Consider the following 24,877-nt stretch of genomic DNA (forward strand, 5'->3'; position numbering starts at 1 on the left):
TTCTAAGGTCTGCAAATCCTAAACTTCGGCAAGTGCTAGGAATTTGAAAACGTCTTTGACGCTGCTGTTTTCATCTATTTTCGTACTGAATACTTCCGAAAATGAGATGTTTCTTATGTTACAACGATTTTGATAAGACATTATGTAACGTTTCATGCTGTCGTTTACTGGAAAAACGCAGTGTACTTCTCTGCCATCCAAAAACTGGTTGTCAGCCATATCCCAAAAGCTTTGGGCCGAGTTGCAAATAATGGTTCTCATTGAGTTTATGCTCGCAAGTTGTGGACTCTCGCTTCCTAGCATTTGACTCCGTATTAGAGTGAACCTCCATGTGGCAGTGAACATTCTTGACGTTGATGTTTAAAACCTTTTGATAGGCGATAAAGCAAACTAAAAGGTAAAACAGAATGATTCAACTGAATTTGGCACTGGAAAGCATGGCTTTCCAGTGGCGGGGATTGTACCAGCAGAATGTGATATGAAAAGTCAATTTTTAACCGATTTGCGGTTTTTTTTAGCAATTAATTATAAATCAGTTGCTTATGAACGAAATTAATTGGAACGAGGTTCTATTAAATAACTTGGAGTTGTAAAATCTTAGAACGTCTCTGGTAGTTATATAAATCTTGCTTCTCTCCAGGCAATGCGCCTATGCCGACTTCGGTGAATCCTTGCTCTCTAAACCAGTGAATGCTTCGCGTGGTGAGCACAAATAAATTCTCAAGCCCCATCGTTTTTGCTTGATTGTATATGTGTTTAAGTAGGTGAACACCGCGGTTACCATCACGATAATCGGGGTGTATAGCCACGCAAGCCATTTCACCCGTTTGGTCTTCAAGAAATGGATACAGAGCGGCACAGCCAATGATCATGCCGTCTTTCTCTATGATCGTAAACTGGTGGATCTCTTGTTCCAATTGCTCACGTGACCGACGAACCAATATACCTTGCTCTTCCAGAGGGCGAATCAAGTCTAGGATCCCGCCAATATCATCAATATCAGCACTGCGAACTTGCTCTGCGCTGGCCATGACTATCTGGGTTCCGATACCATCGAGTGAGAATAGTTCTTGCAGAATGGCACCGTCCAGTTTGTAACTGACTAAGTGGCTTCTTGGAACGCCAGCTCGGCATGCGGCGATAGCAGCCTTAAGGAAGCGAATCGATCCTCTCTGCCCTTCATCCGAATCGGAAACACGTTGTTGAAGTATTTCTTGGGCACCCGCTGGGAAGAGTTCGGCAATGACATTGCCTTCGTCGTCTGTAATGCCTTGCTCAGAACTGAAACCAATCAGCTTATCGGCATTGAGTTTGATGGCGACTTGCGTTGCCACTTCTTCTGAAAGTAAGTTAAAGCTTTCCCCTGTAACGGACGACCCAATAGGACCGAGAAGAACAATGGATCCCTGCTGAAGTGTTCTGTAAATACCTTCGGTATCGATACGGCGAATACGACCACTGTGGCAATAGTCGATGCCATCGTCGACACCAATAGGTTGTGCGACGATAAAGTTTCCGCTAGCCACGTTCAACTGAGTGCCGGCCATCGGGGTATTATTCAAGCTCATTGAAAGCCGAGCGGTAATGGCGAGCTGTAACTGCCCAGCGGCTTGCATAACAACGCTTAAGGCATTCTCATCGGTAACACGAATACCTTTGTGATAAGGAGTGCGATGTTCTTGTTTGTCGAGCAACTGGTTTATTTGAGGACGAGCACCGTGCACTAACACGATCTTTACCCCTAAGCTATGCAGCAGTGCGATATCGTTAATTATGTTGCCAAAATTCTGGTCTTCGAATGCTTCTCCACCCAGCATTATCACCATGATTTTTCCGCGGTGAGCGTTAACATAAGGGGCGGATTGTCTAAACCCTTTTACTAGTGCTGTACTTCTTATCTTCACTATTTAATCTATCCGTGACTATTTATGCTGATTTTATGATTATTTATTTTCTGTATATTGACGCCAAATTTCTTTTTGTTCAATCAAAAATTTGGAACTGTGCCAAATAATGATCCATGCACTGCGAATTCATATAGACTATGGTTTAAACTGAGTGAAAAGTCAGCAGCAACTGCGCTTACGATGAAATTATCACAATTTTGATAATAGACATCTGTTGATATAGCCGTTTGAAATAGATACGGTTGATATAGACAAGTAAGTGCACACCTGTAATTCTTGGCACACGTTATGAGATGTTAGATGTATGAGTGGTGAAGTGAGCAAAGTTTTACGGGGAAATTCGCGTCGTGATGTATCGTATTATGTACGTGCAATATTGCTGGTTGTTACGGTAGCGATTTGTACAGGTGTTACCTTGTATCATGTACTCGGTGAATACAATGCAAAGCAACAAGACCTCAAAAAGAACATCTATGGTCATTGGGTTGAGCAGCATGTAGCCCCTTATATGTCAGATTCTTATACCATTAAACCTGAAGGCATTTACCGCGATGGGCGTATGCTAACGTCTAAATTCAGTTTTAATGGTGCTGAATTGGAATTCGAAAGTGGTGGCGTTGAGCATGAGTTCATCGTGATTTCTGAAAGTTTCAACAGAATGCGCCGACTCCGCCCTGAACACTACGAATCCATATTTTTGAATACAACACCTCCAGCTGTCTTAAATTCAAGCAACTAGGTATCTCAATAGGGTGACTTGTGTTGCTGATGGCGTCATATTTTGCCATGCTGATACAAATCATTTTGTCTGGATGTCTTTGTGTTTAAAAAATTTCTTTGCTTTGGTATCGCGTTGGTTCTTGTCGGGTGTGCTGCACCTAAACAACGCGGTCAGCAATACCTTGACGGTGAATTCTCATCGCCATTGAATCAAACCGCTCAAATCGAGTCGAACAAGCCCCGAAACTTTCTTACGTTTGATGCTCAGGCAGACGCTGTTTTATCCAAATCTCCTTCGATGGCACGTACTTATCAATCTTTGTATGAACAGCTTTCAGTTTGGGCGCTCAATAGCGGTGAGCCAAGTGAGCTCGCAAATTACGGGATTCAATCTGCGCAGCTTGGTGGGGGAGACAGCCAAGGTAATGTATTGTTTACGGGCTATTTTTCTCCTGTCATAGAGCTTAGGCACCAGCCTAACGACACGTTCCGTTACCCTGTTTACAAAATGCCTGAATGTCATGGTCAGTGTCCGACTCGTGCAGAAATCAATGACGGAGCATTAAATGGATTAGGGTTAGAGCTTGGTTACGCAGCCAATATGATTGACCCGTTTATTATGGAAGTTCAGGGCAGTGGTTTTGTACATTTTGAAGACGATGACACATTAGAATACTTTGCTTATAGCGGAAAAAATGGTCACCCCTATGTGAGCATTGGTAAGGTTTTGATTGAACGAAACCAAGTACCTCGTGAGAAAATGTCGCTGAAAGCCATTAAAGAGTGGGTATTAGTACAAGAAGAAGAAGTTGTTCGTGAGCTACTGGAACAAAATCCATCTTACGTTTTCTTTGAACCTAGGAAGGCGGCTCCGGTAACGGGAACTGCTGGTATTCCATTGCTGCCCATGGCGTCTGTCGCAGGTGATAGACGTTTGTTCCCTATGGGAACCCCTATTTTGGCAGAAGTACCTCTGCTTAATGCGGATGGCACGTTCAGTGGTGCGCATGAGTTGAGGCTGCTGATTGTGTTGGATACGGGCGGTGCAGTAAAGCAGAACCACCTCGATCTCTATCACGGCATGGGACCAAGAGCCGGAACACAAGCGGGGCACTATAGGCACTTTGGTCGAGTGTGGAAATTAGGGTTAGAAGCGTCACCTACACAATCGCCATGGGCACTGCCTCCTGAAAAGCGTGAATAGGCTAAACGCATCTCGCTAGACTTTTCTATAAAGAGTGCGTATAAATCGCACTCTTTCTTTTTGAACTCTACTTTGCACAAGGTCATATCATGCAAGACAACCTTCCTCCAGCATCCGAGCAGTACGATCAGCGATTTGGTGGTACAAGGCGGTTATACGGGCATTCTGAAGTTGATATTCTTCGGGCATCTCATGTTTGTGTGGTGGGTATTGGTGGTGTCGGTTCTTGGGCCGTAGAAGCGCTTGCCCGAACGGGGGTTGGTGAGCTGACATTAATCGATATGGATGACGTGTGTGTCACCAATATTAACCGTCAGATCCATGCATTGAATGGCACCGTTGGTCAGAGCAAGATTGAAGTAATGGCTGAAAGGGTGAAGCTGATTAACCCAGAGTGTAAGGTGAATTTAATCGATGATTTCATTTCGCCGGATAACTTAAAAGAGTACATCACTAAAGATTTTGATTATGTACTGGATGCGATTGACAGTGTGAAAGCTAAGGCTGCATTACTGGCATTTTGTCGGAGCAATAAGATTAAAGTGGTCACGACAGGTGGTGCGGGCGGTCAAGTGGACCCAACACAAATTCAGGTTGCCGACTTAACCAAAACCATTCAAGACCCGTTAGCGAAGAAGATCAAAGACATACTTCGTCGCCATCATAATTTTCCTAAAAACCCGCAACGCAAGTTTGGTATTGAGTGCGTTTTCTCTACTGAACAACTTAAATACCCACAAGCTGATGGCAGTGTTTGCGCCACTAAGTCGACGGCGGAAGGTCCGAAACGTATGGATTGTGCCAGCGGTTTTGGTGCGGCTACGGTTGTAACCGCAACGTTTGGGTTTGTCGCGGTATCGCGAATTGTCGAGAAGTTGATCCAGCGTGGAATGAAAACAACCTAACTGCTCCTAACACCTATATTCTAAAAGAAAGCCCAGCGTTGATGCTGGGCTTTCTTATTCTGGCTAGGTTTTCTTGTACTAGCTAGCCTTTCTTATGGTCGGGTTTTCTTATGCTGATCAGATTTTCTTATACTGACAGTAGAAAGGCATTTTGAACCTTCACCTGAGTGGGTTTGGGTATATAATCTCACACAGTTTAAATTGGATAATTCAGCAAATATTATGAGCAACTTTCCTTCGTCTCCTTTTGGTACCGATATTTCTAGCGAGCACATTGCACAGACAATGCAAGGTTTTAAAAGCTGGGAAGACCGTTACCGACAAGTTATTCAATGGGGTAAGAAACTGCCCGCTATGCCTGAAACGTTGAAATCAGATACTGTCACGATTTCTGGGTGTGAAAGCCAAGTGTGGTTTGTTACTGAAAAGCATGGTGATTGTTGGCATTTTTGCGCCGATTCAGACGCAAGAATCGTTCGTGGTTTGATTGCTCTTGTGCTGGCGGCTTATGAGGGAAAAACGTCGGAGCAAATTCAGCAATTTAATATTGATGACTATTTTGAGAGAACAGGTCTTATTGCCCATTTAAGCCCTTCGCGTGGCAATGGATTGAAAGCCATTGTTGAGCATATTCAAACGGTGACCCGATAGTTTACTGGCTTTAGCGATTTCGTGGGTCGAGTTTTGATTCAATAAAAAGAAAAAGGAATAACATGAAAAAATATTTCGTCTTGGCTACCGCACTTATTTCTACATTCAGCATGGCTGAATCACAAAAACACGGTGAGCGAGAAGGCTTTCGCTTAGCGGCAGGTTTTGCTAGTACCAGTTATTCATCCAGTGTAAACAGCACCTATTTCACCACCAATGGCGGCGGCGGATTGAGAGTTGACGGGGCTTATGATTTCAATGCTATGTTTGCTGCAAAGTTAACTTTTGAAGCCAATTCACAAGATTTGCTTTCCGCTAACACCGGAAAAATTGCGGGCGAGCTTTCACACCCATTCAATGTTGATGCTGGTGGAGCAATTAAACCTTATGCAACGCTTGGCTATGGTCTACATACTGTGAAAGCAACGGCATTTACACCGCAAGAGCGAGAGTCTGGTTTGGTGTATGGCGCAGGCATACGTTTCATTGCATCACATGGGTTTTATGCGGATTTAAATGTTGAGTTGGTCGAACTGAAAAATATCCGGTTAAGCCAAGGGGCGTTTTTGATTGGCTATAAATTTTAAGCTTGAATACCTCCAACCAGCGAGCTAATGCAAGTTGGAGGTGTTTCTTTTGTGGTGAGGACTAAAGAATGTCTAACGCTTTTTCTACCGCTTTCACCAGCTTCTCTACATCTTCTTCCGTGTTGTAAATCCCAAACGAGACTCTTACAGTTCCTGTTACTTCCAATGCATCCATGAGTGGATGAGCACAATGGTGCCCAGCTCTTACTGCTATTCCTTGCTGATCAAGAAGGATGGCAATGTCTTGGTGGTGAATGCCATCGGCAACAAAAGTCAGCACACTCGCATTAGGCTGATAGCCGAGTAGTGAAATGTCTTCCATCTGTTCCAGTTTGTTAGCCGTTAGTCTTTGCAGCTGATGAATGTGCGATTCTATGTCCTCAAGAGAGAATGAGCGATACCATTTGATGGCGGTGCTTAATGCAATCGCTCCGGCAACGTTTGGTGTGCCAGCCTCAAACTTTCCAGGTAGTTCGGAAAATGTGGTTCCGGTGAAGCTCACACGCTCGACCATCTTCCCACCGCCATGCCATGGCGGCATTGCTTGCAGTAAATCAAGCTTTCCATACAACACCCCAATTCCTGCTGGCGCATATAATTTGTGACCGGAAAACACATAAAAATCGGCATCCAGCGCTTTGATGTCTACGGATTCATGAACAATGCCCTGAGCGCCATCAATGACACTTACCGCACCGACTTGCCGGCTGAGCTTGATTATCTCTTCAATAGGTTGGCGATACCCTGTTACATTCGTCACATGAGCAACGGCCACGATTTTCACATTGCGAGATAAGCGAGACTCAAATGCCGCCATATCGAGCTCACCAGATGGCGTCATGGGAATTTTGACGATGCTTGCGCCCGTCTGCTCTGCCACAATTTGCCAAGGAACAATGTTCGCGTGATGCTCCATTTCGCCGATCAGAATTTCGTCACCTGCTTGAAGTGTGCATCGAGCATAAGTTTGAGCGATTAAGTTTAACGCTTCCGTTGCACCTCGAGTCCAAATTACCTCTTTTGGTTGCGCACCGATAAAATCGGCAACAGTCTCTCTGGCTTCTTCAAAAAGAGAAGTGGCATTGGCGGTTAAGGAGTGGTTACCGCGATGTACATTTGCATTTTGCTGGCTGTAATATTTTTGAATCGCATCTATCACGACTTGCGGTTTCTGAGTGGTCGCAGCGCTATCAAGATAAACCAAAGGGGTCTTGTTGACATCTTGTGTCAGCGCAGGAAACTGTGAGCGTACGTCGGTTAAAGGCATACTTTACTTACCCATTTCATGGTAGTGAAGGTTAGGTAGCGTCACCATAGGCTCTGCCACCTTCCATGCGTGTGGTTTACCCGAAAGCTGGATGACAATTTCCATCGCAAACTCCAATGCACTGCCTGGTCCTTGGCTAGTAATCAGTTTGTGATTGATATCGGTGACGACTCGTTTCACACGCCATTGTGATTCTGGGATCTTATCCTCGAAGTTTGGATGACAGGTCATGATGGCTTTAGGGTAAAGATCGTGCGCTTGTAAAACGAGAGCAGGGCTTGCGCATATCGCAGCCATCCAGCGAGCATCGTACATATGCTGCTTCAAGATCTCTATGAGTAACGTGCTGTCCCTAAAAACTTCTGCGCCCGGTACACCACCTGGCAGTGCAATGACATCAAATTGCTCATCGGCAACATCCACCAACCGACAATCGGCTGCTAGTGTGACACCACGGGAGGCTTTCATGGTGAGTGCTCCTTCAGGATCGACACTTGCAACCGTCACGTCATAACCAGCACGAACCATAATATCAATGATGGTTACGGCTTCCATTTCCTCTGTACCTACAGCGATAGGGACCAGTATTTTATGGCTCATGATGAAATCCAGCTTTTTTCAATGTTTAAAATGGCGTCCAGTAATGCTTGATTAGCAGGAACTGGAATATGATGGTGAGCAGCAACTCGAATGACGTAGCCAGTGATAAATTCTATCTCAGTTTTCCGTTGGTGAAATACATCTTGCTGCATTGAGGAATGATTTTTAGCCGTTGCGTGAATTACGGTACTGACTTTTTCTCTCAATACCTCAAAGTTTGCCTCTAAACCTTCGCGATGCATAACAGAAACAACTTCTTGTGTGACTTCATCCAATACAGTGTTGAACTTTGGTTCGGAAAGGTTTCCATTCAAGCATTGATGAATACCTGTTAATGGGTTGATGGCGCAGTTGATGGCTAACTTATCCCAAAGGGCTTGACGGATATTGGGATTCCACTTTACGTCAGGAAGAGCGTGATTCAGCACCTCTACTAAGAATTCACATTTCTCACCCTTTGAATTGAAACCGCCTATCTGAGTTTGACCTATTCCTGTGTGTATTACTTGATCAACATTCGGCTTGTAAGCGGCTTGAGTCGTAGTACCGATAACAACAGGAAAAGAGGCAATATCGGATTTCAACGTGTCAACAGCCCCCATTCCATTGTGAAGAAACAACAATATGGTGTCTGGATGTAGGTGCGACAAAATGGGGAGCAAGGCTGTTTGTACTTGCCATGCTTTCACTGTGACCAAAACGACATCACAATGCTTTAAGGCATTAAGGTTATTGGTTTCAAAGGTAACTGGTGGGGTATCGCCAAGCGACAGATCTCGCTGAGTATCTTTGTTATTGCGTGTCCATAGGGAAACGTGATGCCCTGCTGTTGCCAGCGACGCCGCCCAAAGCGATCCAATTGCACCTGGACCTAATATGACGATATTCAAACCTAGAAGCCTTATTAGAAACGATTGGAGCAAGGATAGCGACAGGAATGAAAGATGCAATATAAAGTCGAAACAAAAATGGCGCTTCAATAGCGCCACTTTTTTATATAGCTACTCGTTAGAATTTGTAGCTTAAACGATAGATCACGATGTCTTGGTAATCTTTACGCGCCAGTTTGTTCACTGTGTAGCGGTAAAGAACGCCTGCAGACCAATCTTGATGGAAGTTCCACATAGCGTTAACGCTACCATTCAAACCTGTTTTACCACCGTTGATATCAGCGTACGCTTCTTGACGACCGAATTCGTATTCACCCCAAGTTGAAAACGTGAAGTTTTGACCAGCAAGATCGGTGTTGTAGAAACCAACCCAGCCAACCATTCCGCCGTTTGCACCGCTGATGCCGCCTTCGGTGTTAACTTGATGAGCACCAATAAATGGAGTGAACCCCCAGTTATCGCCTTTTAACGCTGTGTAGCCTAAGCCAGCAACACGGTTTTGCTCGTGTAGTGTTGGGCTGATGTCTTTATCTGTGTTGTACACTTGTGCATAAAGACTGACGCCAGTGTCTGCTAGGTTGTAGTGGATTGTACCTTTGAGGGATGCGCCACGGTTGTCTTGACCACGGTCAACACCTTCGTAGTCGTAAAACCCGTAGATTTGGCCCCAATCAAATACCGCACCACCTTCGATGCCGATGACGGCTTGGTTGCGTTCGTGGATTTCCTGACCGAAGTTAGAAGCATCATTGCCGATACCGTGATCCCACTTTTGGTAATCAAGGTACGCGCTACCAAAACCAAATAGATATTCTGCTTGTGCTGGAACAGCGATAGCTGCAGATGCAAGGCTTAGAGCTAAAATTGACTTACGCATTAGGTTCTTCTCTCATATAAACGATTGGTGTAGGGCTCAATCCATAAACCTTAAATCCTTCGCCGCGCATTCTATATTTTCACCTCTCATTTGTAAGTGAAAAATACCGCAAATAGAAAGCAATTGAGTGACTAAGATCACGTAACTGAACATAATTAGAAACTCTGTCAATTGGGTGCAATAGTAATCAGGGTTTTGCTAATGACAAAATTGTTAATTTGAGAAAAACGTTTTCGTTCTTACTTTCAACAGTGTTTGGAAATTAGATATTTCTGGGCTGAAACATCGGTGGTTACTGCATTCGTGCGGTAAATGAATAATGATTGTGATCGCGATTACTGGCGCGCTCGTAAATCCTGAACATAAAGACAAAGGAAAATGAGCATGTCACTAATTACCAAATTGTTTCCTCTGAGTTCGGTTGTTTTACCAGAGGGGAAAATGAACTTGAGAATATTCGAACCCCGTTACAAGAGACTGGTGAAAGAATGCTGCCAACAGAATGAGGGATTTGGAATATGCCTCATGTCCGACGGTGATGAGTCTTCCCCACACAACGTGTCTCAAATCGGCACGCTTGTTGAGATCGTGGACTTTGAAACGTTAGAAGACGGTTTGTTAGGGATTACCGTGTATGGAAAGCAAAGAATCCGCGTAAAAAGGGTCTGGTCTGAGAAGGATGGATTGAGAGTAGGGGAGATTGAACACCTTCCTAATTGGCAAACAGCGGAGTTTGTTGAGGATACAAAGCATGTTTCGCAACAACTCAGGCATGTCTACAGTCAGTTCCCACAAGTTAAAAACCTGTATGAACAATGTTTTTTCGACGATGCAACGTGGGTAAGTCAACGTTGGCTTGAGCTGCTACCGATAAACCAAACGAAATTCGATCTTTTGGTTTCCCAAGAATCTTGCAGTGCTACGTTGGACTTTTTATCTGAAGCAATAGATAGCAAGCCACTAGCTCGAGACTAGAGAATTAACCTTTAGTCTTTTTAAATCCATCTCTTTTGCCTGCTTTTCATTTTAAAGTGATCGATTATCTCGCGTGTTCGTATATGCTTTCTACAGGAATAAAAACTATTTTCCAGTGCTGGGACAAGTCTCAGCTCGATGTTAAGGAACTATCATGAGCAAGACGCTAGAAGCAGGCTCTGAATGTCAGTCAAAAGCTAAAGGAATCGACCGAGCGCATTGGTCGGCTTGCATGGCACGAATTCAGAATGGAGACAAAGAGGCATACTCTGAAGTGTTTCGATTTTTCTCGCCAAGACTTAGAACATTCGTCATCAAGCACGTGAGTAACGAGCATGTGGCGGTTGAGATTATCCAAGACACAATGGCGATGGTATGGCAGAAAAGTCATCTTTTTGATCCCGACAAAAGCTCGCTCTCAACTTGGATTTATACGATTGCGAGAAACTTAAGCTTCGACTTATTGCGAAAACAAAAAGGCAAAGAGCTTCATGTGCATTCTGAAGACATTTGGGCAAGCGACTATTGCCCGCCGGATCTTGTAGAGCATTATTCCCCGGAACAAAATATGTTAAAAGAACAGGTCGTCCGTTTTTTGGACACTCTGCCGCAGAGTCAAAAAGACGTAGTTAAAGCGGTTTACCTAGATGAGCTTCCACATCAACAAGTCGCTGACATGTTTGATATTCCTTTAGGGACAGTAAAATCGCGGTTGCGACTTGCTGTAGAGAAGTTACGGCATTCAATGAAGGGAGATGCATTATGAGTTATCACCCAGAGTTCGAACTGATTCGCGCCTACGTAGATGGCACTATTGACCCTTGCCACGGCATTATGGTGGCAGCACACTTAGAAACATGCAGTCAATGTAGACAAACTGTTCAAAGGTTAGAGGCTGAAGCGGCTAATGATATGTTTGAAGCACACAGTGCTGCAGATGAGGCAAGCTTCGCTAAAGAACATGGCATCGATGAAGAAAAAAACGCACCTAGTCTAGATTTGGAATCAATGCTCTCAACCATAGTTGACATGAAACAGCTCAAGCCAACTTCTCATGCGGAAGAAACCCCTTCAGTGCATATTGAGTTAAATGGGAAGAAGTTCGTATTACCGAAGGCATTGAGAAATCAGGTGTCACGCATTGGTGAGTGGCGCAGTTACGGCGGTAAGGTTTACAGCGCTGCAATTGAGCTTGAAGAAAACGACGCGAGAATGAACCTACTTTACATCAAGGAAGGGGTTCAAGTACCTCAGCACACCCATAAAGGCGTCGAAACTACGCTAGTTCTTCATGGCAGTTTTAGTGATGAGGATGGGAAATATGCTGAGGGAGACATCATGTCTCGCGACGCTTCAGTGAAGCATGCTCCGCAAACGTCGGAAAATCAGGATTGTTTGTGTCTGACTGTTTTGACAGAGCCGATGATATTCACTCAAGGTGTGGCACGAGTCTTCAACTTGTTTGGACGAGGCATGTACCCTTAACGTTTACTCCAGTTAGATGAATAAAAAACGAAAAGAGGCTCTAATAAGAGCCTCTTTTTTACGTCTGAAATTTATTTAACCAAAGGAGAATCTTCCATTTCTTCTTTTTCAGATTCTTTTTTGGCTTTTGCCAACAAATTGGAGAAGTGATGTCTTAGAGAGTAAAGCATAATCAAGCTTGGAATCACCATCAACGAAGTAACAATGAAGAAGGTTGACCAATCGTCCAAGAAATCCACAAGCTCTCCACTGAAAGACGCCAAAGTCGTTCTTCCGAAATTACCCAGTGAAGCAAGCAACGCGTATTGAGTTGCTGAGAACGCTTGACCTGTCATGGCAGTTAGGAAGGACACAAACGCGACGGTAGAAAATGCCGTTGTGAAGTTATCGACAACAATGGTTGCGAAGAAAAGCGTTTCACTCGGTCCTACTTTGGCTATCCAAGCAAACATCAAGTTGCTTGCTGCCATTGCTATACCACCAATCATTAAGCCGCGAACAATACCAAACTTCACATTCACCATACTTCCGATGATGGTAAAGAGAATGGTAAAGCCCCAACCAATCAATTTGGAGTAGTATCCAATTTGTTCATTACTGAAGCCGACTTCCTTATAAAACGTAATCGACATACGCCCCAAGAAGGCTTCACCGATTTTGAAAAGGAATACGAATAAAAGCAGAGTAATGGCAACTTGCACACCGTTGCGTTTGAAGAAGTCATAAAACGGCTCAATAACGGTTACCGTAAACCACGCTGCTATCGGAGACCCGACGACTTCAGAGTGGCGTTCCTCGGCTTGTTTCTGAAGGGCTTCACGCTGAGTTTGTGGCTCGCCTACTAACAACGTAAATAGGATTAGCACACCTATAATGATAGCCATTCCATAAAACACACCGTTCCAGCCAATGCTGTCGGCATTGATAAAGGCTAAATACCCTGGGAGAGAATAACCTGTCCACCAACCCACAACTGCCATAGCGGAAGCTTGAGGGAGTTTATTGGATTGCGATTTTGGGAAAGTATCAATACGGTAAGCATCAATGGCGATGTCTTGTGTTGCAGACGCTATCGCAATACCGAAGGCAATCATTGATGTAAACATCAAGTTGGTTGCTGGGTCGACTCCTGCAATAAACAGAGTGCAAATCAAAATAAGACATTGACACAAAAGAATCCAACTGCGTCTTTGCCCTAACAAAGAGTGAAGAATGGGTAATTTTACGCGGTCGACTAAAGGTGCCCATAAAAAGTTAATAGCGTAAACCGCGAAAATAGAACCAAAGTAACCAATTGCAGCGCGTGTTAGCCCTGCATCCTTAAGCCAACCGGACATGTTAGAGCCGATGAGTACCCAAGGAAAGCCGCTGGAGCAGCCCAGCATAAAGACCCAGAGCAAGCGTTTATCAAGGTAACTTCGGATAGTTTCTGTCCAAGTCATATTGCTTGACATAGAACACTCCTTGTATGAAAAGCGAAAGAAAACGCTGGCGTTTTGCCAGCGTTAGTTTTGTTATTTTTGTAGAGTTACTTTTTTTATAACGATAGGTTCTACTGGAATATCTTGCATTCTACCCATGGACTTAGTTGGTTTGGTGGCCATTTGCTGAACCACATCAAATCCTTTGGTCACCTTTCCAAATACAGCGTAGCCTGGGTTGGAAGATGAATAGTTCAGAAAGTCATTGTTTTGCAAGTTAATAAAGAACTGGCGTGTTGCAGAGTGAGGGTTAGATGTGCGTGCCATTGCGATAGTCGCAGTGTCGTTTTTCAAACCATTGCTGGCTTCATTCTTTATTGCATCATAAGTGGGCAGGCGACCCATTTTTTCATCAAACCCACCGCCTTGAGCCATAAAACCAGCAATTACGCGATGAAATTGAGTGCCTTCATAGCTGCCATCTTCGATGTAGCGAAGAAAGTTTTTGACTGTGACAGGGGCTTTTTCTTCATTTAATTCCACTGTGAATGAGCCAAGTGTTGTTTCAAATACAACGTTTTGAGCCCAAGTTGGTAGTGAGAAAAGACATACCAAAGATAAAATCAGGCTGCGCATTAGAATCTCTCCTTCATGTAGTTTAGAAGTTCTTTGTCGTTAGCGATTTCAGCAAGCACTAAGTCGACTACATCATTTAGTACCAATTCAACGTCGTCATTAGACGCAGATAAAGTGCCCGTTTTCGTTGCTGTACCGTTGTAAGACTTAACGAGCTTACCGCGTGGTGTTTCAGCAGTAACCTGAAGCGTTACTTTGGCATCTAACTCGTTTTCCATTAATGTGTTTGAAACATTGACTAAAGCTTCTTGAACTTCAAGGCTAAGGGTATTGTTGCTGTTTGCTACCATTTGGAAACCTTGGGAGACCAATTGCTGGTACATCGCAGTTTCAATGGCGATACGCAGATTTTGCTTTGTATGGATAGGTTGCGTCGTGCGACGACCGCTGTTGACTAACGCGACATACTGAGAAGTTCGTATATCACGGCTTTCTAGAGAGAAAGACTGCCCATTCACCAATTTTACGCTGCTCAAGGTTGGTGTCGGTGTGAGGTTTATTTGTTCTTCTTTCTGTGGAGAAGCGCAAGCTGCTAAAAGTGTTACAGATGCAGCAAGTATCAATTTTCTCATGACGAATTCCTTAATTAAACAATCTCGCAGGATGGTTTTTAGGGTCTGTTGACCTTTCGCGGTTAAATTTTGTTCGAGCTATAAGCGTTTTAATCGCGGCGCAAGGTTTTTAGCCTAGTCACTCTAAGCAAAGACCTTGCAACAAAGAGTAAAGCGCTTATAGCCGAACCCTTTGGGCAGCGTTTGTGGCTTCTTTCTACTGCGTTATCGCTTATTGATGTAGAGCGACTACACCGAATAAGCGCTGCCTTGTATAAAGAACCCACAATTCGCTGCAAAAATCAGCTCGAAAGGTCAACAGACCCTATTTTTTAGTGGCTTGTAATATAACAAATTTACGGTTCGATGCGACGAGCTTAACCTGCGATTTTCCAAATAAGCGTTCAAGTTTTATATCGTAGCCTAGGTGACGGTTACCAATAACAAATAAATCCCCTCCACTACTAAGAACATGCTTTGCATCACAGAACATCTGCCACGCAATGTGGTCTGTAACGGCTTGTTGTTGATGGAATGGAGGATTACATAACACTAAGTAAGTACTCTCTTTTTCAAATCCATCAAGGCAATTATTGGCTATACACTGGATATTGCGATCTTCACCCAGAGTTTCTGTGAGATTGCGCTTAGCCGATTCCACAGCCATGTAGCTTTCGTCTACACAGGTAATACTTGCTTGAGGATTTAACTGCCCTGCTTTAACAGAAAGAACGCCATTACCACAACCAAGATCGAGAATGTGCTCTAGCTCAGGGTTTTGAGGAATGTGCTCAAGCATAAAGCGCGCACCTAAATCGAGCGCTTCTCCGGAATAGACATTAGCGAGGTTGGTTAGAGAAAAGTTTTCACCGTCCACTTCCCATTTAGTTTCAGGTTCTGCCTTATGGCTGACGGGAGAGTTCGGTGTCGAGAATACAAGACGGTGCTTTTTCCACGCAAGAGAGGTCGTTGTGGTACCAAGGTGTTTTTCAAACAGCTTTAATGTGGATGTGTGTATTTCTTTAACTTTGTTCACTGCCACTATTTTGCAGTGTGAAGGTAACACCGACCGCAATTGGCTGAGCTGATACGTTAAAAATCGATTAATTTTGGGTATCTGCATAAGCACTAAATCGATATCGGTAGGGATGCATTCCAAGCTGGTTAGAAAGTCGACTTTATTGCATTGATTCCGTTGCAGATTTTTCAGTGTTCCTCGATGCGATACAAACGAGTCCGTCATCATCGTGACGTGATGTTTTTCTGAAAACCAGCAAGATAAAGCCCCAAAGTTATCGTTCAGAATAAGGATTTTTTTTCCGTCTGAAACTTTAAGCTCGTTCTCAACGTAATTAATAAGGTATTCGTCACCCGCATTCCATGCCTGAAGTGTTTCTTGTGCTCGTTTGGGAAAGCGTTGTAGCGTTAAAGTGCGACCGTCGATGTGTAGCTCGGTATTCATTGTGCTTGGTTTCTTATGGGCTAAGAGCGCATTGTCGCAGAAAGCGGCAAATTCTAGAAATGAAAATAAATACAATTCGCTTGAATGAGTAGAAAAGAGGAGTGCTGCGAAGGGCTTGTTCTTCAAAAGCCACCTTGAGCGGTTATCTGACCTTAGAATGTTGTGATATTGATAACAAGGACATAGCGGGCGATCGTCAGTAAGGTATAATCAAACAAAAATTGAGCAAGGAATAAATATGATTCATGAAATCATTGAAGAAAAATTGCGCAGTGCGTTTGAACCAAAGCACTTAGAAGTTCTTAATGAAAGCTACATGCATAACGTCCCCAAAGGCTCTGAAAGTCACTTTAAAGTGATCATCGTCAGCCAAGCGTTTGAAAACTTGAGACTGGTTGCTCGTCACCGCAAAGTTAATGGCGTATTGATAGAAGAATTAGAAAATCACATACACGCTCTCTCTATTCATACCTATACTGAATCAGAATGGTTGCAACAAACGGATGGTGCTCCAGAGAGCCCAATGTGTTTGGGTGGAAGCAAACTGGGGTGATTTTAAGGCGGCGTGGCTGCCTTTTTTGTGCAATTACTCGTTTAGTGAATGAATATTAAAGAAGTGAATTGTTAAAAAAAACATATAAATAAAAATGAATGGCTTAAGTCTAAATATTTTTATGAAATATTAACATTTGTGCGACAGTTCAAACTTATTCACTTTGGTTAGCTAATCTATAACCAACATACAAAAAATTACAGATTTATCCAATGCATGGTCATGGCATCACCTTCACAAAAGATGCTAGACTATCGCACCTGATAAAACTCGCTATTTTTTGTGACGAGTTAATTAAGAGGATGTTGCGATTTTGACCAGGGTGTCAGGTCAAAACCGGACACAAAATGTCGTGTCTAACTTTTACGCAATTAAAAGAATCTTTTTCCCGATAAAGTAGTGCAAGTGCGTATGATTACAATAAATAAGGGCTTGGATATTCCAATTTCTGGAGTTCCATCCCAGGTGATAAGTGATGGCAAGTCCATCAATAAAGTCGCCTTGCTTGGCGAAGAGTACGTTGGAATGCGTCCTACGATGCATGTTCGCGTAGGCGATGAAGTGAAGAAAGGTCAGGCTCTTTTTGAAGACAAAAAGAACCCAGGCGTGTTATTTACTTCTCCAGCAAGTGGTAAAGTCATTGAAGTTAACCGAGGCGCAAAGCGCGTTCTTCAATCTGTAGTGATTGAAGTTTCTGGTGACGAGAAAGTGACTTTTGACAGTTACACAGCCGATAAATTAGTGAGCCTTGAACGTGAAGCGATCAAAACTCAACTGGTTAATTCTGGCGCGTGGACTGCACTCCGTACTCGTCCGTTCAGCAAGGTTCCCGCGATCGAGTCTTCAACTCAAGCTATCTTTGTAACCGCTATGGATACCAACCCATTGTCGGCAGATGCTGGAGTGATCATTAACGAGCAGTCTGATGCTTTCACTGCCGGTTTGGACGTTCTTTCACGTCTAACGGATGGCAAAGTATTAGTGTGTAAGAATGGCGAAAGCCTTCCTCGCTCATCTCAATCAAATGTTGAAGAACATGTATTTGATGGACCACACCCAGCAGGGCTTGTTGGTACACACATGCATTTCCTTTACCCAGTTAACGAAGAATACGTTGCTTGGAGCATCAACTATCAAGATGTGATTGCAATCGGTCATCTCTTCCTTACTGGTGAAGTCTATTCAGACCGTGTTGTTTCTCTGGCAGGTCCAGTGGTAAACAACCCTCGTCTAGTACGTACAACAATGGGTGCAAACTTAGATCAGCTTACCGATGGTGAGATGATGCCTGGTGATGTACGTATTATTTCTGGTTCTGTACTAGCTGGTACTCAAGCGAAAGGTCCTCATGCCTTCCTTGGTCGTTACCACCTTCAAGTGTCTGCACTTCGTGAAGGCTATGAAAAAGAGCTATTTGGCTGGGCGATGCCTGGTAAGAACAAATACTCTATTACTCGTGCATATTTTGGTCACCTGTTCTCAGGGCGTCTGTTTAACATGACAACAACGACCAACGGTAGTGATCGTTCTATGGTGCCAATCGGTAACTATGAGAAGGTATTACCACTGGATATGGAACCAACTCTGCTGCTTCGTGACCTATGTGCCGGCGATACTGATAGTGCTCAGTCACTCGGTGCGCTTGAGCTGGACGAAGAAGATTTAGCACTGTGTACGTTTGTGTGCCCAGGTAAATATGATTACGGCGAGTTGCTTCGTGAATGTCTAGACAAGATCGAGAAGGAAGGTTAAGTCATGGCCCTAAAGAAGTTTCTTGAAGATATAGAGCACCATTTTGAACCTGGTGGCAAACATGAAAAATGGTTTGCACTGTACGAAGCTGTAGCAACAGTATTCTATACACCTGGCTTGGTGACAAAACGTGGTTCACACGTTCGTGATAGCGTTGACTTAAAACGCATCATGATCATGGTTTGGTTTGCGACGTTCCCAGCAATTTTCTGGGGTATGTACAACGCAGGTAACCAAGCAGTTATGGGTCTTAATCATCTTTACCAAGGTGCAGAACTAGCGAATGTTGTCGCTGGCAACTGGCACTATTGGCTGACAGAGATGATTGCCGGTCCAGTTTCCGTTGAAGCCGGGTGGGGAACCAAGATGATTCTTGGTGCAACCTATTTCCTACCGATTTACCTAACAGTCTTTGTGGTAGGTGGCTTCTGGGAAGTTCTATTCTGTATGGTTCGTAAGCACGAAGTAAACGAAGGTTTCTTTGTTACTTCAATCTTGTTTGCGTTAATCGTTCCGCCAACACTTCCTCTTTGGCAAGCAGCTCTAGGTATTACCTTTGGTGTTGTAGTTGCGAAAGAAATCTTTGGTGGTACAGGTCGTAACTTCCTTAACCCAGCGCTTGCTGGTCGTGCGTTCCTATTCTTTGCATACCCAGCACAAATCTCTGGTGATGTAGTTTGGACTGCGGCGGATGGTTTCTCTGGTGCGACTGCTCTTAGCCAATGGGCTCAAGGCGGTAACGGCGCGCTAGTGAACACGATCACAGGTGATGCAATCACTTGGATGGATGCTTTCCTAGGTAATATCCCAGGTTCTATCGGTGAAGTGTCGACTCTGGCGCTTATGATCGGTGCTGCGTTTATTGTTTATATCGGTGTTGCCTCGTGGCGAATCATCATTGGTGTTCTTTTAGGTATGGTGGCGACGTCATTCCTGTTCAACGTCATTGGTTCAGACACTAACCCATTGTTCAGCATGCCGTGGCATTGGCACCTAGTTTTAGGTGGTTTTGCATTTGGTATGTTCTTCATGGCAACCGACCCAGTATCTGCTTCCTTTACGAATAAAGGTAAGTGGGCATACGGTGCACTGATTGGTGCAATGTGTGTGATGATTCGTGTGGTTAACCCAGCTTACCCAGAAGGTATGATGCTGGCGATTCTATTTGCGAACCTATTCGCACCTCTGTTCGACCACGTCGTGATCGAGAAGAACATCAAGCGGAGAAAAGCACGTTATGGCAAGTAGTAACGATAGCATTAAAAAGACGCTGGGTGTTGTTGTCGGATTGAGCTTGGTTTGTTCAATCGTCGTATCAACAGCAGCCGTAGGTCTACGTGGTCAACAGAAGGCAAATGCTGTTCTGGATAAGCAAAGCAAGATTGTTGAAGTTGCAGGCTACCAAGCCAGCAGCCCAGCTGAAGTTCGTGAACTGTTTGGTGAAAAAATCGAACCTCGCTTGGTTGATTTCAACACGGGTGAATACGTTCAGGAAACTGAAGACGGTTTAACTGCTTCAAATTACGATCAGCGTAAAGCCTCTAAAGATCTTTCTCAGTCGATCAAACTGACGTCTGAAGACGACAAAGCAAAGATCCTTCGTCGTGCAAACTTAGGAACGGTTTACCTAGTTAAAGATGGCGGTGACTTTTCTAAAGTTATTATCCCTGTCCATGGAACTGGTCTATGGTCAATGATGTACGCATTCGTTGCTGTTGAAACTGACGGTAACACAGTGTCGGGTATTACTTACTACGAGCAAGGTGAAACTCCTGGTCTTGGTGGTGAGGTTGAAAACCCAACTTGGCGTGCACAGTGGGTAGGTAAGAAACTATTCGACGAAAACCACCAGCCAGCAATCAAGGTTGTTAAAGGTGGCGCACCAGCCGGTTCTGAGCACGGTGTTGATGGTCTATCTGGCGCAACACTAACTGGTAACGGTGTTCAGGGTACATTCGACTTCTGGCTGGGTGAGAAGGGCTTTGGTCCATTCCTAGCTAAAGTTCGTGACGGAGGTCTGAACTAATGTCTAGTGCAAAAGATATTAAAAAGAGTGTCTTAGCGCCAGTATTGGATAATAACCCAATCGCGCTTCAGGTACTTGGTGTGTGTTCTGCACTAGCAGTAACCACCAAACTAGAAACAGCGTTTGTAATGACACTTGCGGTTATTTTCGTAACGGCACTGTCAAACTTCTTTGTTTCTCTGATCCGTAACCACATTCCAAACAGTGTTCGTATTATCGTACAGATGGCGATCATTGCTTCTTTGGTAATCGTGGTAGACCAAATCCTAAAAGCTTACTTATACGATATCTCTAAGCAGTTGTCTGTATTCGTTGGTCTGATCATTACAAACTGTATCGTAATGGGTCGTGCAGAAGCATTTGCTATGAAATCTGCACCTCTACCGTCTTTAATTGATGGTATTGGTAACGGTCTTGGTTACGGTTTTGTACTGATTACAGTTGGTTTCTTCCGCGAGCTATTTGGTAGCGGTAAGCTATTTGGTATGGAAGTACTTCCGCTGGTAAGTAATGGCGGTTGGTACCAACCAAACGGTCTAATGCTTCTGGCACCATCTGCATTCTTCTTGATCGGTTTCCTAATCTGGGCGATCCGTGTGTTCAAGCCAGAACAAGTAGAAGCGAAGGAGTAAGGTCGTCATGGAACATTATATTAGTCTGCTAGTTAAATCGATTTTCATCGAAAACATGGCACTGTCTTTCTTCTTGGGTATGTGTACATTCCTTGCGGTATCCAAGAAAGTTAAGACTTCTTTTGGCTTAGGTGTCGCTGTTGTCGTAGTACTTACTATCGCAGTACCAGTAAACAACTTGGTTTACAACCTTGTGCTTAAAGAGAACGCTCTGGTTGAAGGTGTTGACCTGAGCTTCCTGAACTTCATTACCTTCATTGGTGTAATTGCAGCATTGGTACAGATTCTAGAGATGGTTTTAGACCGTTTCTTCCCACCTCTGTACAACGCACTGGGTATTTTCCTTCCGTTGATCACAGTTAACTGTGCAATCTTCGGTGGTGTATCTTTCATGGTGCAGCGTGATTACAACTTTGCTGAGTCCGTCGTGTACGGTTTCGGTTCTGGTGTAGGTTGGATGCTTGCTATCGTTGCGTTAGCAGGTATTCGTGAGAAGATGAAGTACTCAGACGTTCCTCCAGGTTTACGTGGTCTTGGTATCACATTTATCTCTGTAGGTCTGATGGCACTGGGCTTCATGTCATTCTCTGGTGTTCAACTGTAAGGCATAAGGAATAGTCAATGGACATTATTCTTGGTGTAGTGATGTTTACACTGATTGTTCTAGCCCTAGTTTTGGTTATTTTATTTGCCAAATCTAAGCTAGTACCAACAGGTGACATTACCATTTCCGTAAACGGCGATCCTGAAAAAGCGATCGTTTCTCAACCAGGTAGCAAGCTGCTAAGTTCTCTTGCTGGCGCTGGTGTATTCGTTTCATCTGCTTGTGGTGGCGGTGGCTCTTGTGGTCAGTGTCGTGTGAAAGTGAAATCTGGTGGTGGTGACATTCTACCAACAGAACTTGATCACATTACTAAAGGTGAAGCCCGTGAAGGTGAGCGTCTGGCTTGTCAGGTGGCAGTGAAAACTGACATGGACATCGAGCTTCCAGAAGAAATCTTCGGCGTTAAAAAGTGGGAATGTACGGTTATCTCTAACGATAACAAAGCGACATTCATCAAAGAACTTAAGATTCAGATCCCTGATGGCGAATCAGTACCTTTCCGTGCTGGTGGTTACATTCAAATCGAAGCGCCAGTTCACCACGTGAAATACGCTGATTACGATATTCCAGAGGAATACCGTGAAGACTGGGACAAGTTCAACCTGTTCCGCTATGAGTCTAAAGTGAACGAAGAAACCATTCGTGCTTACTCAATGGCTAACTACCCTGAAGAAGAAGGCATTATTATGTTGAACGTGCGTATCGCTACGCCGCCGCCTAATAATCCTGATGTACCACCTGGTATCATGTCTTCGTACATTTGGTCTCTTAAAGAAGGTGACAAGTGTACGATCTCTGGTCCATTTGGTGAATTCTTCGCGAAAGACACGGATGCTGAAATGGTATTCGTTGGTGGTGGTGCTGGTATGGCGCCAATGCGTTCGCATATCTTCGATCAGCTTAAGCGTCTGAACTCTAGCCGTAAGATGTCATTCTGGTATGGTGCACGTTCTAAGCGTGAGATGTTCTACGTAGAAGATTTTGATGGCCTGCAATCTGAAAACGATAACTTCGTTTGGCACTGTGCTCTATCAGATCCAATGCCAGAAGATAACTGGGAAGGTTACACAGGCTTCATCCACAACGTATTGTACGAAAACTACCTGAAGGACCACGATGCTCCTGAAGATTGTGAGTACTACATGTGTGGTCCACCGATGATGAATGCGGCTGTTATCGGCATGCTGAAAGATCTTGGTGTAGAAGATGAAAACATCCTACTGGATGACTTCGGTGGCTAAACCCATCTAAGTGATTGATTTGTGGCTGACTCGTATGAGTCAGCCATTTATTTTTGTAAATCAAGTTGCTACAGAATAGTATCCAGAACAACAGACGCTAAAGTATTGGGTATTTTTCTCTATCAACTTAAATAATTATAAGCAGGAGTGAGCAAGTGAAATACTGGCTTGTTGTCTTAACTTCCTTATTGTTTCTAGCCGGTTGTAGCCAGCCGAAAGAACAAATCCACTTATCCGGTCCTACTATGGGAACGACTTACAATATTAAATATATTGAGGTCGATGGTGCGCCTGCATCTGCCGATATTCAGAAAGAAGTCGATAAATTACTGGAATTAGTGAATGACCAGATGTCGACGTATCGCAAGGATTCAGAGCTTAGTCGTTTTAACCAATACAAAGGTAACGAAGCATTTGAGGTTTCCGCTGAAACCGCAATCGTAGTGAAAGAAGCGATTCGCCTGAATGAGCTTACTCGTGGTGCATTGGATGTGACTGTTGGTCCTCTCGTTAATTTATGGGGCTTTGGACCAGAAGCTCGACCGGAAGTGGTGCCAAGTGATGAAGAACTGAGTGCACGAAAAGCCATGACGGGAATATCACATTTAAGCGCGACTTCTAAGACTCTGACAAAGACACTGCCGGAGCTGTACGTTGACCTTTCTACCATTGCAAAAGGTTGGGGGGTAGACGTTGTTGCCAATTATGTTGAGTCGCTAGGCATTCATAATTACATGGTTGAAATTGGTGGTGAGATTCGCTTAAAAGGTGTAAATCAAAGCGAAGAAGCATGGCGAATTGCCATTGAAAAGCCTTCAACCACAGAGCGTGCAATTCAAGAAATTATTGAACCTGGTGACATGGCGATTGCTACATCCGGGGACTACCGAAATTATTTTGAAAAGGATGGTATTCGATACTCGCATATTATCAACCCACAATCAGGAAAGCCGATCGACCATAAAGTGGTCTCGGTGACGGTGCTTCACCCTTCTAGTATGACAGCTGATGGCTTATCTACTGGTATTATGGTGTTAGGTGAAGACGCTGGTCTGGAAATCGCGAACGAAAATGACCTTGCCGTTATGATCATTGTAAAAACAGAGCAAGGGTTCGAAGAAATTTATTCAGACGCATTTAAGAAGTATTTAAATAAATAATAGGAGTCGTGAGCAATGGCTACGTTTATCGTTACATTTGGATTTTTCTTGGCAATTGTCACCGCCATGTCTGTCGGTTACATTTTCCAAAAGAAAGTCGTTAAAGGAAGTTGTGGCGGCTTAGATGCTGTCGGCATTGATAAAGTGTGTAACTGCCCAGAACCTTGTGATGCGCGTAAAAAGCGTGAAGCACGCGAGGCAATACGCGCTGAAAAAATTGCCGCTTGGGAAAAAGATAAAATTCTCTAAGATCTTTAGCTTAAGAAGCAGATAAAGTCGAAGATGTTAAAAGCTCAGCCATTGCTGAGCTTTTTTGTTTTCAGAGGGAGGTGGGGTCGCGCCTATTGTCGTTAGCTAAAGCGGCAAAGACGAAGCTAGAAAGCCAGCATTTAAATCGACGGACTGGTTAGCGTAACAGAGTAGCGCCATGTTGCCCCATTCTCTGTATTGATTTTCATACGAGCTTTTTTGCCATCGTTTGTACTTAGCGTCAGCGCCGGCAATTCTAAAGAACTTGGAGCACCTTTTTCATTACAGGTCACGCTGCCAATCAGCTCGGCATTACCTAAAGAATCTGGCGTTATCTTCGCGAGGAATTTGCAGTTTCCCGATACGGCTGCTCCCCACTCATTCGCTTCTAGAAACGCTTCAAAATAGTGGCGTTGACCTTGTTGTTCTAGCGTAATACACGCCTTGTAGTCAAAATTGGCTGCCGCCGGAAAGCTGGCAGCGACCAATAATAAACACGTCATCTGAATGTTCATTCTGCAC

General features: G+C 44.0%; 28 protein-coding genes. 17 read left to right on the forward strand and 11 right to left on the reverse strand.

All coding sequences use genetic code 11. The annotated features are described in order from the left end of the window. Positions 1-18: 18 nt before the first annotated feature. Positions 19-303, reverse strand: coding sequence for a hypothetical protein (locus LDO37_RS04240; protein ID WP_224056063.1), 285 nt, complete (start codon positions 301-303; stop codon positions 19-21). Between the two features lie 269 nt (positions 304-572). Then, entirely contained in the window at positions 573-1,904 is a 1,332-nt protein-coding gene (gene argA / locus LDO37_RS04245) for an amino-acid N-acetyltransferase (protein ID WP_101113159.1), read from the reverse strand. 319 nt (positions 1,905-2,223) lie between these two features. On the opposite strand from argA, the gene LDO37_RS04250 reads away from it, so the two are divergent. From LDO37_RS04250 to LDO37_RS04270, 5 genes are all read left to right on the forward strand, one after another. After that, positions 2,224-2,646 (forward strand): DUF2850 domain-containing protein, encoded by a 423-nt coding sequence (locus LDO37_RS04250; protein WP_221768533.1) that lies wholly within the window; start codon positions 2,224-2,226, stop codon positions 2,644-2,646. An 81-nt stretch (positions 2,647-2,727) separates the two neighbouring features. Further along, entirely contained in the window at positions 2,728-3,831 is a 1,104-nt protein-coding gene (gene mltA, locus LDO37_RS04255; RefSeq protein ID WP_126607893.1) for a murein transglycosylase A, read from the forward strand. A gap of 89 nt (positions 3,832-3,920) precedes the next feature. Continuing rightward, complete coding sequence (gene tcdA, locus LDO37_RS04260) at positions 3,921-4,736, forward strand: tRNA cyclic N6-threonylcarbamoyladenosine(37) synthase TcdA (RefSeq protein ID WP_126607892.1); 816 nt, start codon at positions 3,921-3,923, stop codon at positions 4,734-4,736. A 222-nt stretch (positions 4,737-4,958) separates the two neighbouring features. Continuing rightward, entirely contained in the window at positions 4,959-5,387 is a 429-nt protein-coding gene (csdE, locus tag LDO37_RS04265; RefSeq protein WP_126607891.1) for a cysteine desulfurase sulfur acceptor subunit CsdE, read from the forward strand. 62 nt (positions 5,388-5,449) lie between these two features. Continuing rightward, the gene (locus LDO37_RS04270; protein WP_126607890.1) at positions 5,450-5,974 is read left to right on the forward strand and encodes an outer membrane beta-barrel protein; all 525 of its coding nucleotides are present in this window, start codon (positions 5,450-5,452) and stop codon (positions 5,972-5,974) included. Between the two features lie 61 nt (positions 5,975-6,035). Here LDO37_RS04270 and LDO37_RS04275 read toward each other — a convergent pair whose 3' ends face one another. The 4 genes from LDO37_RS04275 to LDO37_RS04290 all read right to left on the reverse strand — a co-directional run bounded on the left by LDO37_RS04275 (position 6,036) and on the right by LDO37_RS04290 (position 9,608). Next, positions 6,036-7,241 carry an aminotransferase class V-fold PLP-dependent enzyme gene (locus tag LDO37_RS04275; RefSeq protein ID WP_126607889.1) on the reverse strand — a complete coding sequence of 402 codons (1,206 nt, stop codon included), beginning with the start codon at positions 7,239-7,241 and terminating at the stop codon, positions 6,036-6,038. A gap of 3 nt (positions 7,242-7,244) precedes the next feature. Next, positions 7,245-7,841, reverse strand: a complete 597-nt coding sequence (locus tag LDO37_RS04280) for a DJ-1 family glyoxalase III (RefSeq protein WP_126607888.1) — start codon at positions 7,839-7,841, stop codon at positions 7,245-7,247. Then, positions 7,838-8,731: a 2-dehydropantoate 2-reductase gene (panE, locus tag LDO37_RS04285; RefSeq protein WP_126607887.1), complete on the reverse strand. Its 894-nt coding sequence runs from the start codon at positions 8,729-8,731 to the stop codon at positions 7,838-7,840. The genes LDO37_RS04280 and panE overlap by 4 nt, the downstream gene beginning before the upstream one ends. Positions 8,732-8,849: 118 nt before the next feature. Further along, positions 8,850-9,608, reverse strand: a complete 759-nt coding sequence (locus LDO37_RS04290; RefSeq protein ID WP_126607886.1) for an outer membrane protein OmpK — start codon at positions 9,606-9,608, stop codon at positions 8,850-8,852. Positions 9,609-9,992: 384 nt separating this feature from the next. Here LDO37_RS04290 and LDO37_RS04295 point away from each other — a divergent pair, with 384 nt between their 5' ends. From LDO37_RS04295 to LDO37_RS04305, 3 genes are all read left to right on the forward strand, one after another. After that, the gene (locus LDO37_RS04295) at positions 9,993-10,583 is read left to right on the forward strand and encodes an LON peptidase substrate-binding domain-containing protein (protein ID WP_101113149.1); all 591 of its coding nucleotides are present in this window, start codon (positions 9,993-9,995) and stop codon (positions 10,581-10,583) included. Positions 10,584-10,815: 232 nt separating this feature from the next. Further along, a complete protein-coding gene (locus LDO37_RS04300) occupies positions 10,816-11,349 on the forward strand; it encodes a sigma-70 family RNA polymerase sigma factor (RefSeq protein ID WP_185829808.1) in 534 nt (177 codons plus the stop codon). Next, positions 11,346-12,068 carry a ChrR family anti-sigma-E factor gene (locus LDO37_RS04305; RefSeq protein ID WP_126607884.1) on the forward strand — a complete coding sequence of 241 codons (723 nt, stop codon included), beginning with the start codon at positions 11,346-11,348 and terminating at the stop codon, positions 12,066-12,068. The genes LDO37_RS04300 and LDO37_RS04305 overlap by 4 nt, the downstream gene beginning before the upstream one ends. Positions 12,069-12,139: 71 nt before the next feature. Here LDO37_RS04305 and LDO37_RS04310 read toward each other — a convergent pair whose 3' ends face one another. The 4 genes from LDO37_RS04310 to LDO37_RS04325 all read right to left on the reverse strand — a co-directional run bounded on the left by LDO37_RS04310 (position 12,140) and on the right by LDO37_RS04325 (position 16,138). Next, entirely contained in the window at positions 12,140-13,522 is a 1,383-nt protein-coding gene (locus tag LDO37_RS04310; RefSeq protein WP_126607883.1) for an AmpG family muropeptide MFS transporter, read from the reverse strand. Positions 13,523-13,582: 60 nt separating this feature from the next. Then, positions 13,583-14,125, reverse strand: coding sequence for a peptidylprolyl isomerase (locus LDO37_RS04315; RefSeq protein WP_126607882.1), 543 nt, complete (start codon positions 14,123-14,125; stop codon positions 13,583-13,585). Further along, on the reverse strand, positions 14,125-14,697 hold the full coding sequence (locus tag LDO37_RS04320; protein ID WP_101113144.1) for a YajG family lipoprotein: 573 nt from the start codon (positions 14,695-14,697) through the stop codon (positions 14,125-14,127). The genes LDO37_RS04315 and LDO37_RS04320 overlap by 1 nt, the downstream gene beginning before the upstream one ends. 304 nt (positions 14,698-15,001) lie before the next feature. After that, positions 15,002-16,138, reverse strand: coding sequence for a methyltransferase (locus tag LDO37_RS04325; protein ID WP_126607881.1), 1,137 nt, complete (start codon positions 16,136-16,138; stop codon positions 15,002-15,004). Positions 16,139-16,376: 238 nt separating this feature from the next. On the opposite strand from LDO37_RS04325, the gene LDO37_RS04330 reads away from it, so the two are divergent. The 9 genes from LDO37_RS04330 to nqrM all read left to right on the forward strand — a co-directional run bounded on the left by LDO37_RS04330 (position 16,377) and on the right by nqrM (position 24,355). After that, entirely contained in the window at positions 16,377-16,691 is a 315-nt protein-coding gene (locus LDO37_RS04330) for a BolA/IbaG family iron-sulfur metabolism protein (RefSeq protein WP_101113142.1), read from the forward strand. Positions 16,692-17,102: 411 nt separating this feature from the next. Then, positions 17,103-18,443 carry a Na(+)-translocating NADH-quinone reductase subunit A gene (locus tag LDO37_RS04335; protein ID WP_104399112.1) on the forward strand — a complete coding sequence of 447 codons (1,341 nt, stop codon included), beginning with the start codon at positions 17,103-17,105 and terminating at the stop codon, positions 18,441-18,443. Positions 18,444-18,446: 3 nt separating this feature from the next. Beyond that, the gene (locus tag LDO37_RS04340) at positions 18,447-19,691 is read left to right on the forward strand and encodes an NADH:ubiquinone reductase (Na(+)-transporting) subunit B (RefSeq protein WP_126607880.1); all 1,245 of its coding nucleotides are present in this window, start codon (positions 18,447-18,449) and stop codon (positions 19,689-19,691) included. Next, positions 19,681-20,469, forward strand: a complete 789-nt coding sequence (locus LDO37_RS04345; protein ID WP_101113139.1) for a Na(+)-translocating NADH-quinone reductase subunit C — start codon at positions 19,681-19,683, stop codon at positions 20,467-20,469. Before LDO37_RS04340 ends, LDO37_RS04345 begins: the two co-directional genes overlap by 11 nt. Further along, the gene (locus LDO37_RS04350) at positions 20,469-21,101 is read left to right on the forward strand and encodes an NADH:ubiquinone reductase (Na(+)-transporting) subunit D (RefSeq protein WP_101113138.1); all 633 of its coding nucleotides are present in this window, start codon (positions 20,469-20,471) and stop codon (positions 21,099-21,101) included. Before LDO37_RS04345 ends, LDO37_RS04350 begins: the two co-directional genes overlap by 1 nt. A gap of 7 nt (positions 21,102-21,108) precedes the next feature. Then, entirely contained in the window at positions 21,109-21,705 is a 597-nt protein-coding gene (gene nqrE / locus LDO37_RS04355) for an NADH:ubiquinone reductase (Na(+)-transporting) subunit E (protein WP_006957944.1), read from the forward strand. Positions 21,706-21,722: 17 nt separating this feature from the next. Then, positions 21,723-22,946, forward strand: coding sequence for an NADH:ubiquinone reductase (Na(+)-transporting) subunit F (nqrF, locus tag LDO37_RS04360; protein ID WP_126607879.1), 1,224 nt, complete (start codon positions 21,723-21,725; stop codon positions 22,944-22,946). A gap of 155 nt (positions 22,947-23,101) precedes the next feature. Then, the gene (locus LDO37_RS04365) at positions 23,102-24,106 is read left to right on the forward strand and encodes an FAD:protein FMN transferase (RefSeq protein ID WP_126607878.1); all 1,005 of its coding nucleotides are present in this window, start codon (positions 23,102-23,104) and stop codon (positions 24,104-24,106) included. A 15-nt stretch (positions 24,107-24,121) separates the two neighbouring features. Next, the gene (nqrM, locus tag LDO37_RS04370) at positions 24,122-24,355 is read left to right on the forward strand and encodes a (Na+)-NQR maturation NqrM (RefSeq protein WP_101113135.1); all 234 of its coding nucleotides are present in this window, start codon (positions 24,122-24,124) and stop codon (positions 24,353-24,355) included. 140 nt (positions 24,356-24,495) lie between these two features. Here the strand turns inward: nqrM and LDO37_RS04375 are convergent, their stop codons facing one another. Then, positions 24,496-24,870, reverse strand: a complete 375-nt coding sequence (locus tag LDO37_RS04375) for a hypothetical protein (RefSeq protein ID WP_126607877.1) — start codon at positions 24,868-24,870, stop codon at positions 24,496-24,498. Positions 24,871-24,877 lie beyond the last annotated feature (7 nt).

Source organism: Vibrio penaeicida, from assembly GCF_019977755.1.
Lineage (GTDB): Bacteria > Pseudomonadota > Gammaproteobacteria > Enterobacterales > Vibrionaceae > Vibrio > Vibrio penaeicida.

What these genes read in the sequence shown, in the direction of transcription:
- LDO37_RS04240 (WP_224056063.1), bottom strand. Translation starts at nt 303, where the DNA reads ATGCTAGGAAGCGAGAGTCCACAACTTGCGAGCATAAACTCAATGAGA.
- tcdA (WP_126607892.1), top strand. Translation starts at nt 3,921, where the DNA reads ATGCAAGACAACCTTCCTCCAGCATCCGAGCAGTACGATCAGCGATTT.
- csdE (WP_126607891.1), top strand. Translation starts at nt 4,959, where the DNA reads ATGAGCAACTTTCCTTCGTCTCCTTTTGGTACCGATATTTCTAGCGAG.
- LDO37_RS04270 (WP_126607890.1), top strand. Translation starts at nt 5,450, where the DNA reads ATGAAAAAATATTTCGTCTTGGCTACCGCACTTATTTCTACATTCAGC.
- LDO37_RS04275 (WP_126607889.1), bottom strand. Translation starts at nt 7,241, where the DNA reads ATGCCTTTAACCGACGTACGCTCACAGTTTCCTGCGCTGACACAAGAT.
- LDO37_RS04280 (WP_126607888.1), bottom strand. Translation starts at nt 7,841, where the DNA reads ATGAGCCATAAAATACTGGTCCCTATCGCTGTAGGTACAGAGGAAATG.
- LDO37_RS04290 (WP_126607886.1), bottom strand. Translation starts at nt 9,608, where the DNA reads ATGCGTAAGTCAATTTTAGCTCTAAGCCTTGCATCTGCAGCTATCGCT.
- LDO37_RS04295 (WP_101113149.1), top strand. Translation starts at nt 9,993, where the DNA reads ATGTCACTAATTACCAAATTGTTTCCTCTGAGTTCGGTTGTTTTACCA.
- LDO37_RS04300 (WP_185829808.1), top strand. Translation starts at nt 10,816, where the DNA reads ATGGCACGAATTCAGAATGGAGACAAAGAGGCATACTCTGAAGTGTTT.
- LDO37_RS04305 (WP_126607884.1), top strand. Translation starts at nt 11,346, where the DNA reads ATGAGTTATCACCCAGAGTTCGAACTGATTCGCGCCTACGTAGATGGC.
- LDO37_RS04310 (WP_126607883.1), bottom strand. Translation starts at nt 13,522, where the DNA reads ATGTCAAGCAATATGACTTGGACAGAAACTATCCGAAGTTACCTTGAT.
- LDO37_RS04315 (WP_126607882.1), bottom strand. Translation starts at nt 14,125, where the DNA reads ATGCGCAGCCTGATTTTATCTTTGGTATGTCTTTTCTCACTACCAACT.
- LDO37_RS04320 (WP_101113144.1), bottom strand. Translation starts at nt 14,697, where the DNA reads ATGAGAAAATTGATACTTGCTGCATCTGTAACACTTTTAGCAGCTTGC.
- LDO37_RS04325 (WP_126607881.1), bottom strand. Translation starts at nt 16,138, where the DNA reads ATGAATACCGAGCTACACATCGACGGTCGCACTTTAACGCTACAACGC.
- LDO37_RS04330 (WP_101113142.1), top strand. Translation starts at nt 16,377, where the DNA reads ATGATTCATGAAATCATTGAAGAAAAATTGCGCAGTGCGTTTGAACCA.
- LDO37_RS04335 (WP_104399112.1), top strand. Translation starts at nt 17,103, where the DNA reads ATGATTACAATAAATAAGGGCTTGGATATTCCAATTTCTGGAGTTCCA.
- LDO37_RS04340 (WP_126607880.1), top strand. Translation starts at nt 18,447, where the DNA reads ATGGCCCTAAAGAAGTTTCTTGAAGATATAGAGCACCATTTTGAACCT.
- LDO37_RS04345 (WP_101113139.1), top strand. Translation starts at nt 19,681, where the DNA reads ATGGCAAGTAGTAACGATAGCATTAAAAAGACGCTGGGTGTTGTTGTC.
- LDO37_RS04350 (WP_101113138.1), top strand. Translation starts at nt 20,469, where the DNA reads ATGTCTAGTGCAAAAGATATTAAAAAGAGTGTCTTAGCGCCAGTATTG.
- nqrE (WP_006957944.1), top strand. Translation starts at nt 21,109, where the DNA reads ATGGAACATTATATTAGTCTGCTAGTTAAATCGATTTTCATCGAAAAC.
- nqrF (WP_126607879.1), top strand. Translation starts at nt 21,723, where the DNA reads ATGGACATTATTCTTGGTGTAGTGATGTTTACACTGATTGTTCTAGCC.
- nqrM (WP_101113135.1), top strand. Translation starts at nt 24,122, where the DNA reads ATGGCTACGTTTATCGTTACATTTGGATTTTTCTTGGCAATTGTCACC.
- LDO37_RS04375 (WP_126607877.1), bottom strand. Translation starts at nt 24,870, where the DNA reads ATGAACATTCAGATGACGTGTTTATTATTGGTCGCTGCCAGCTTTCCG.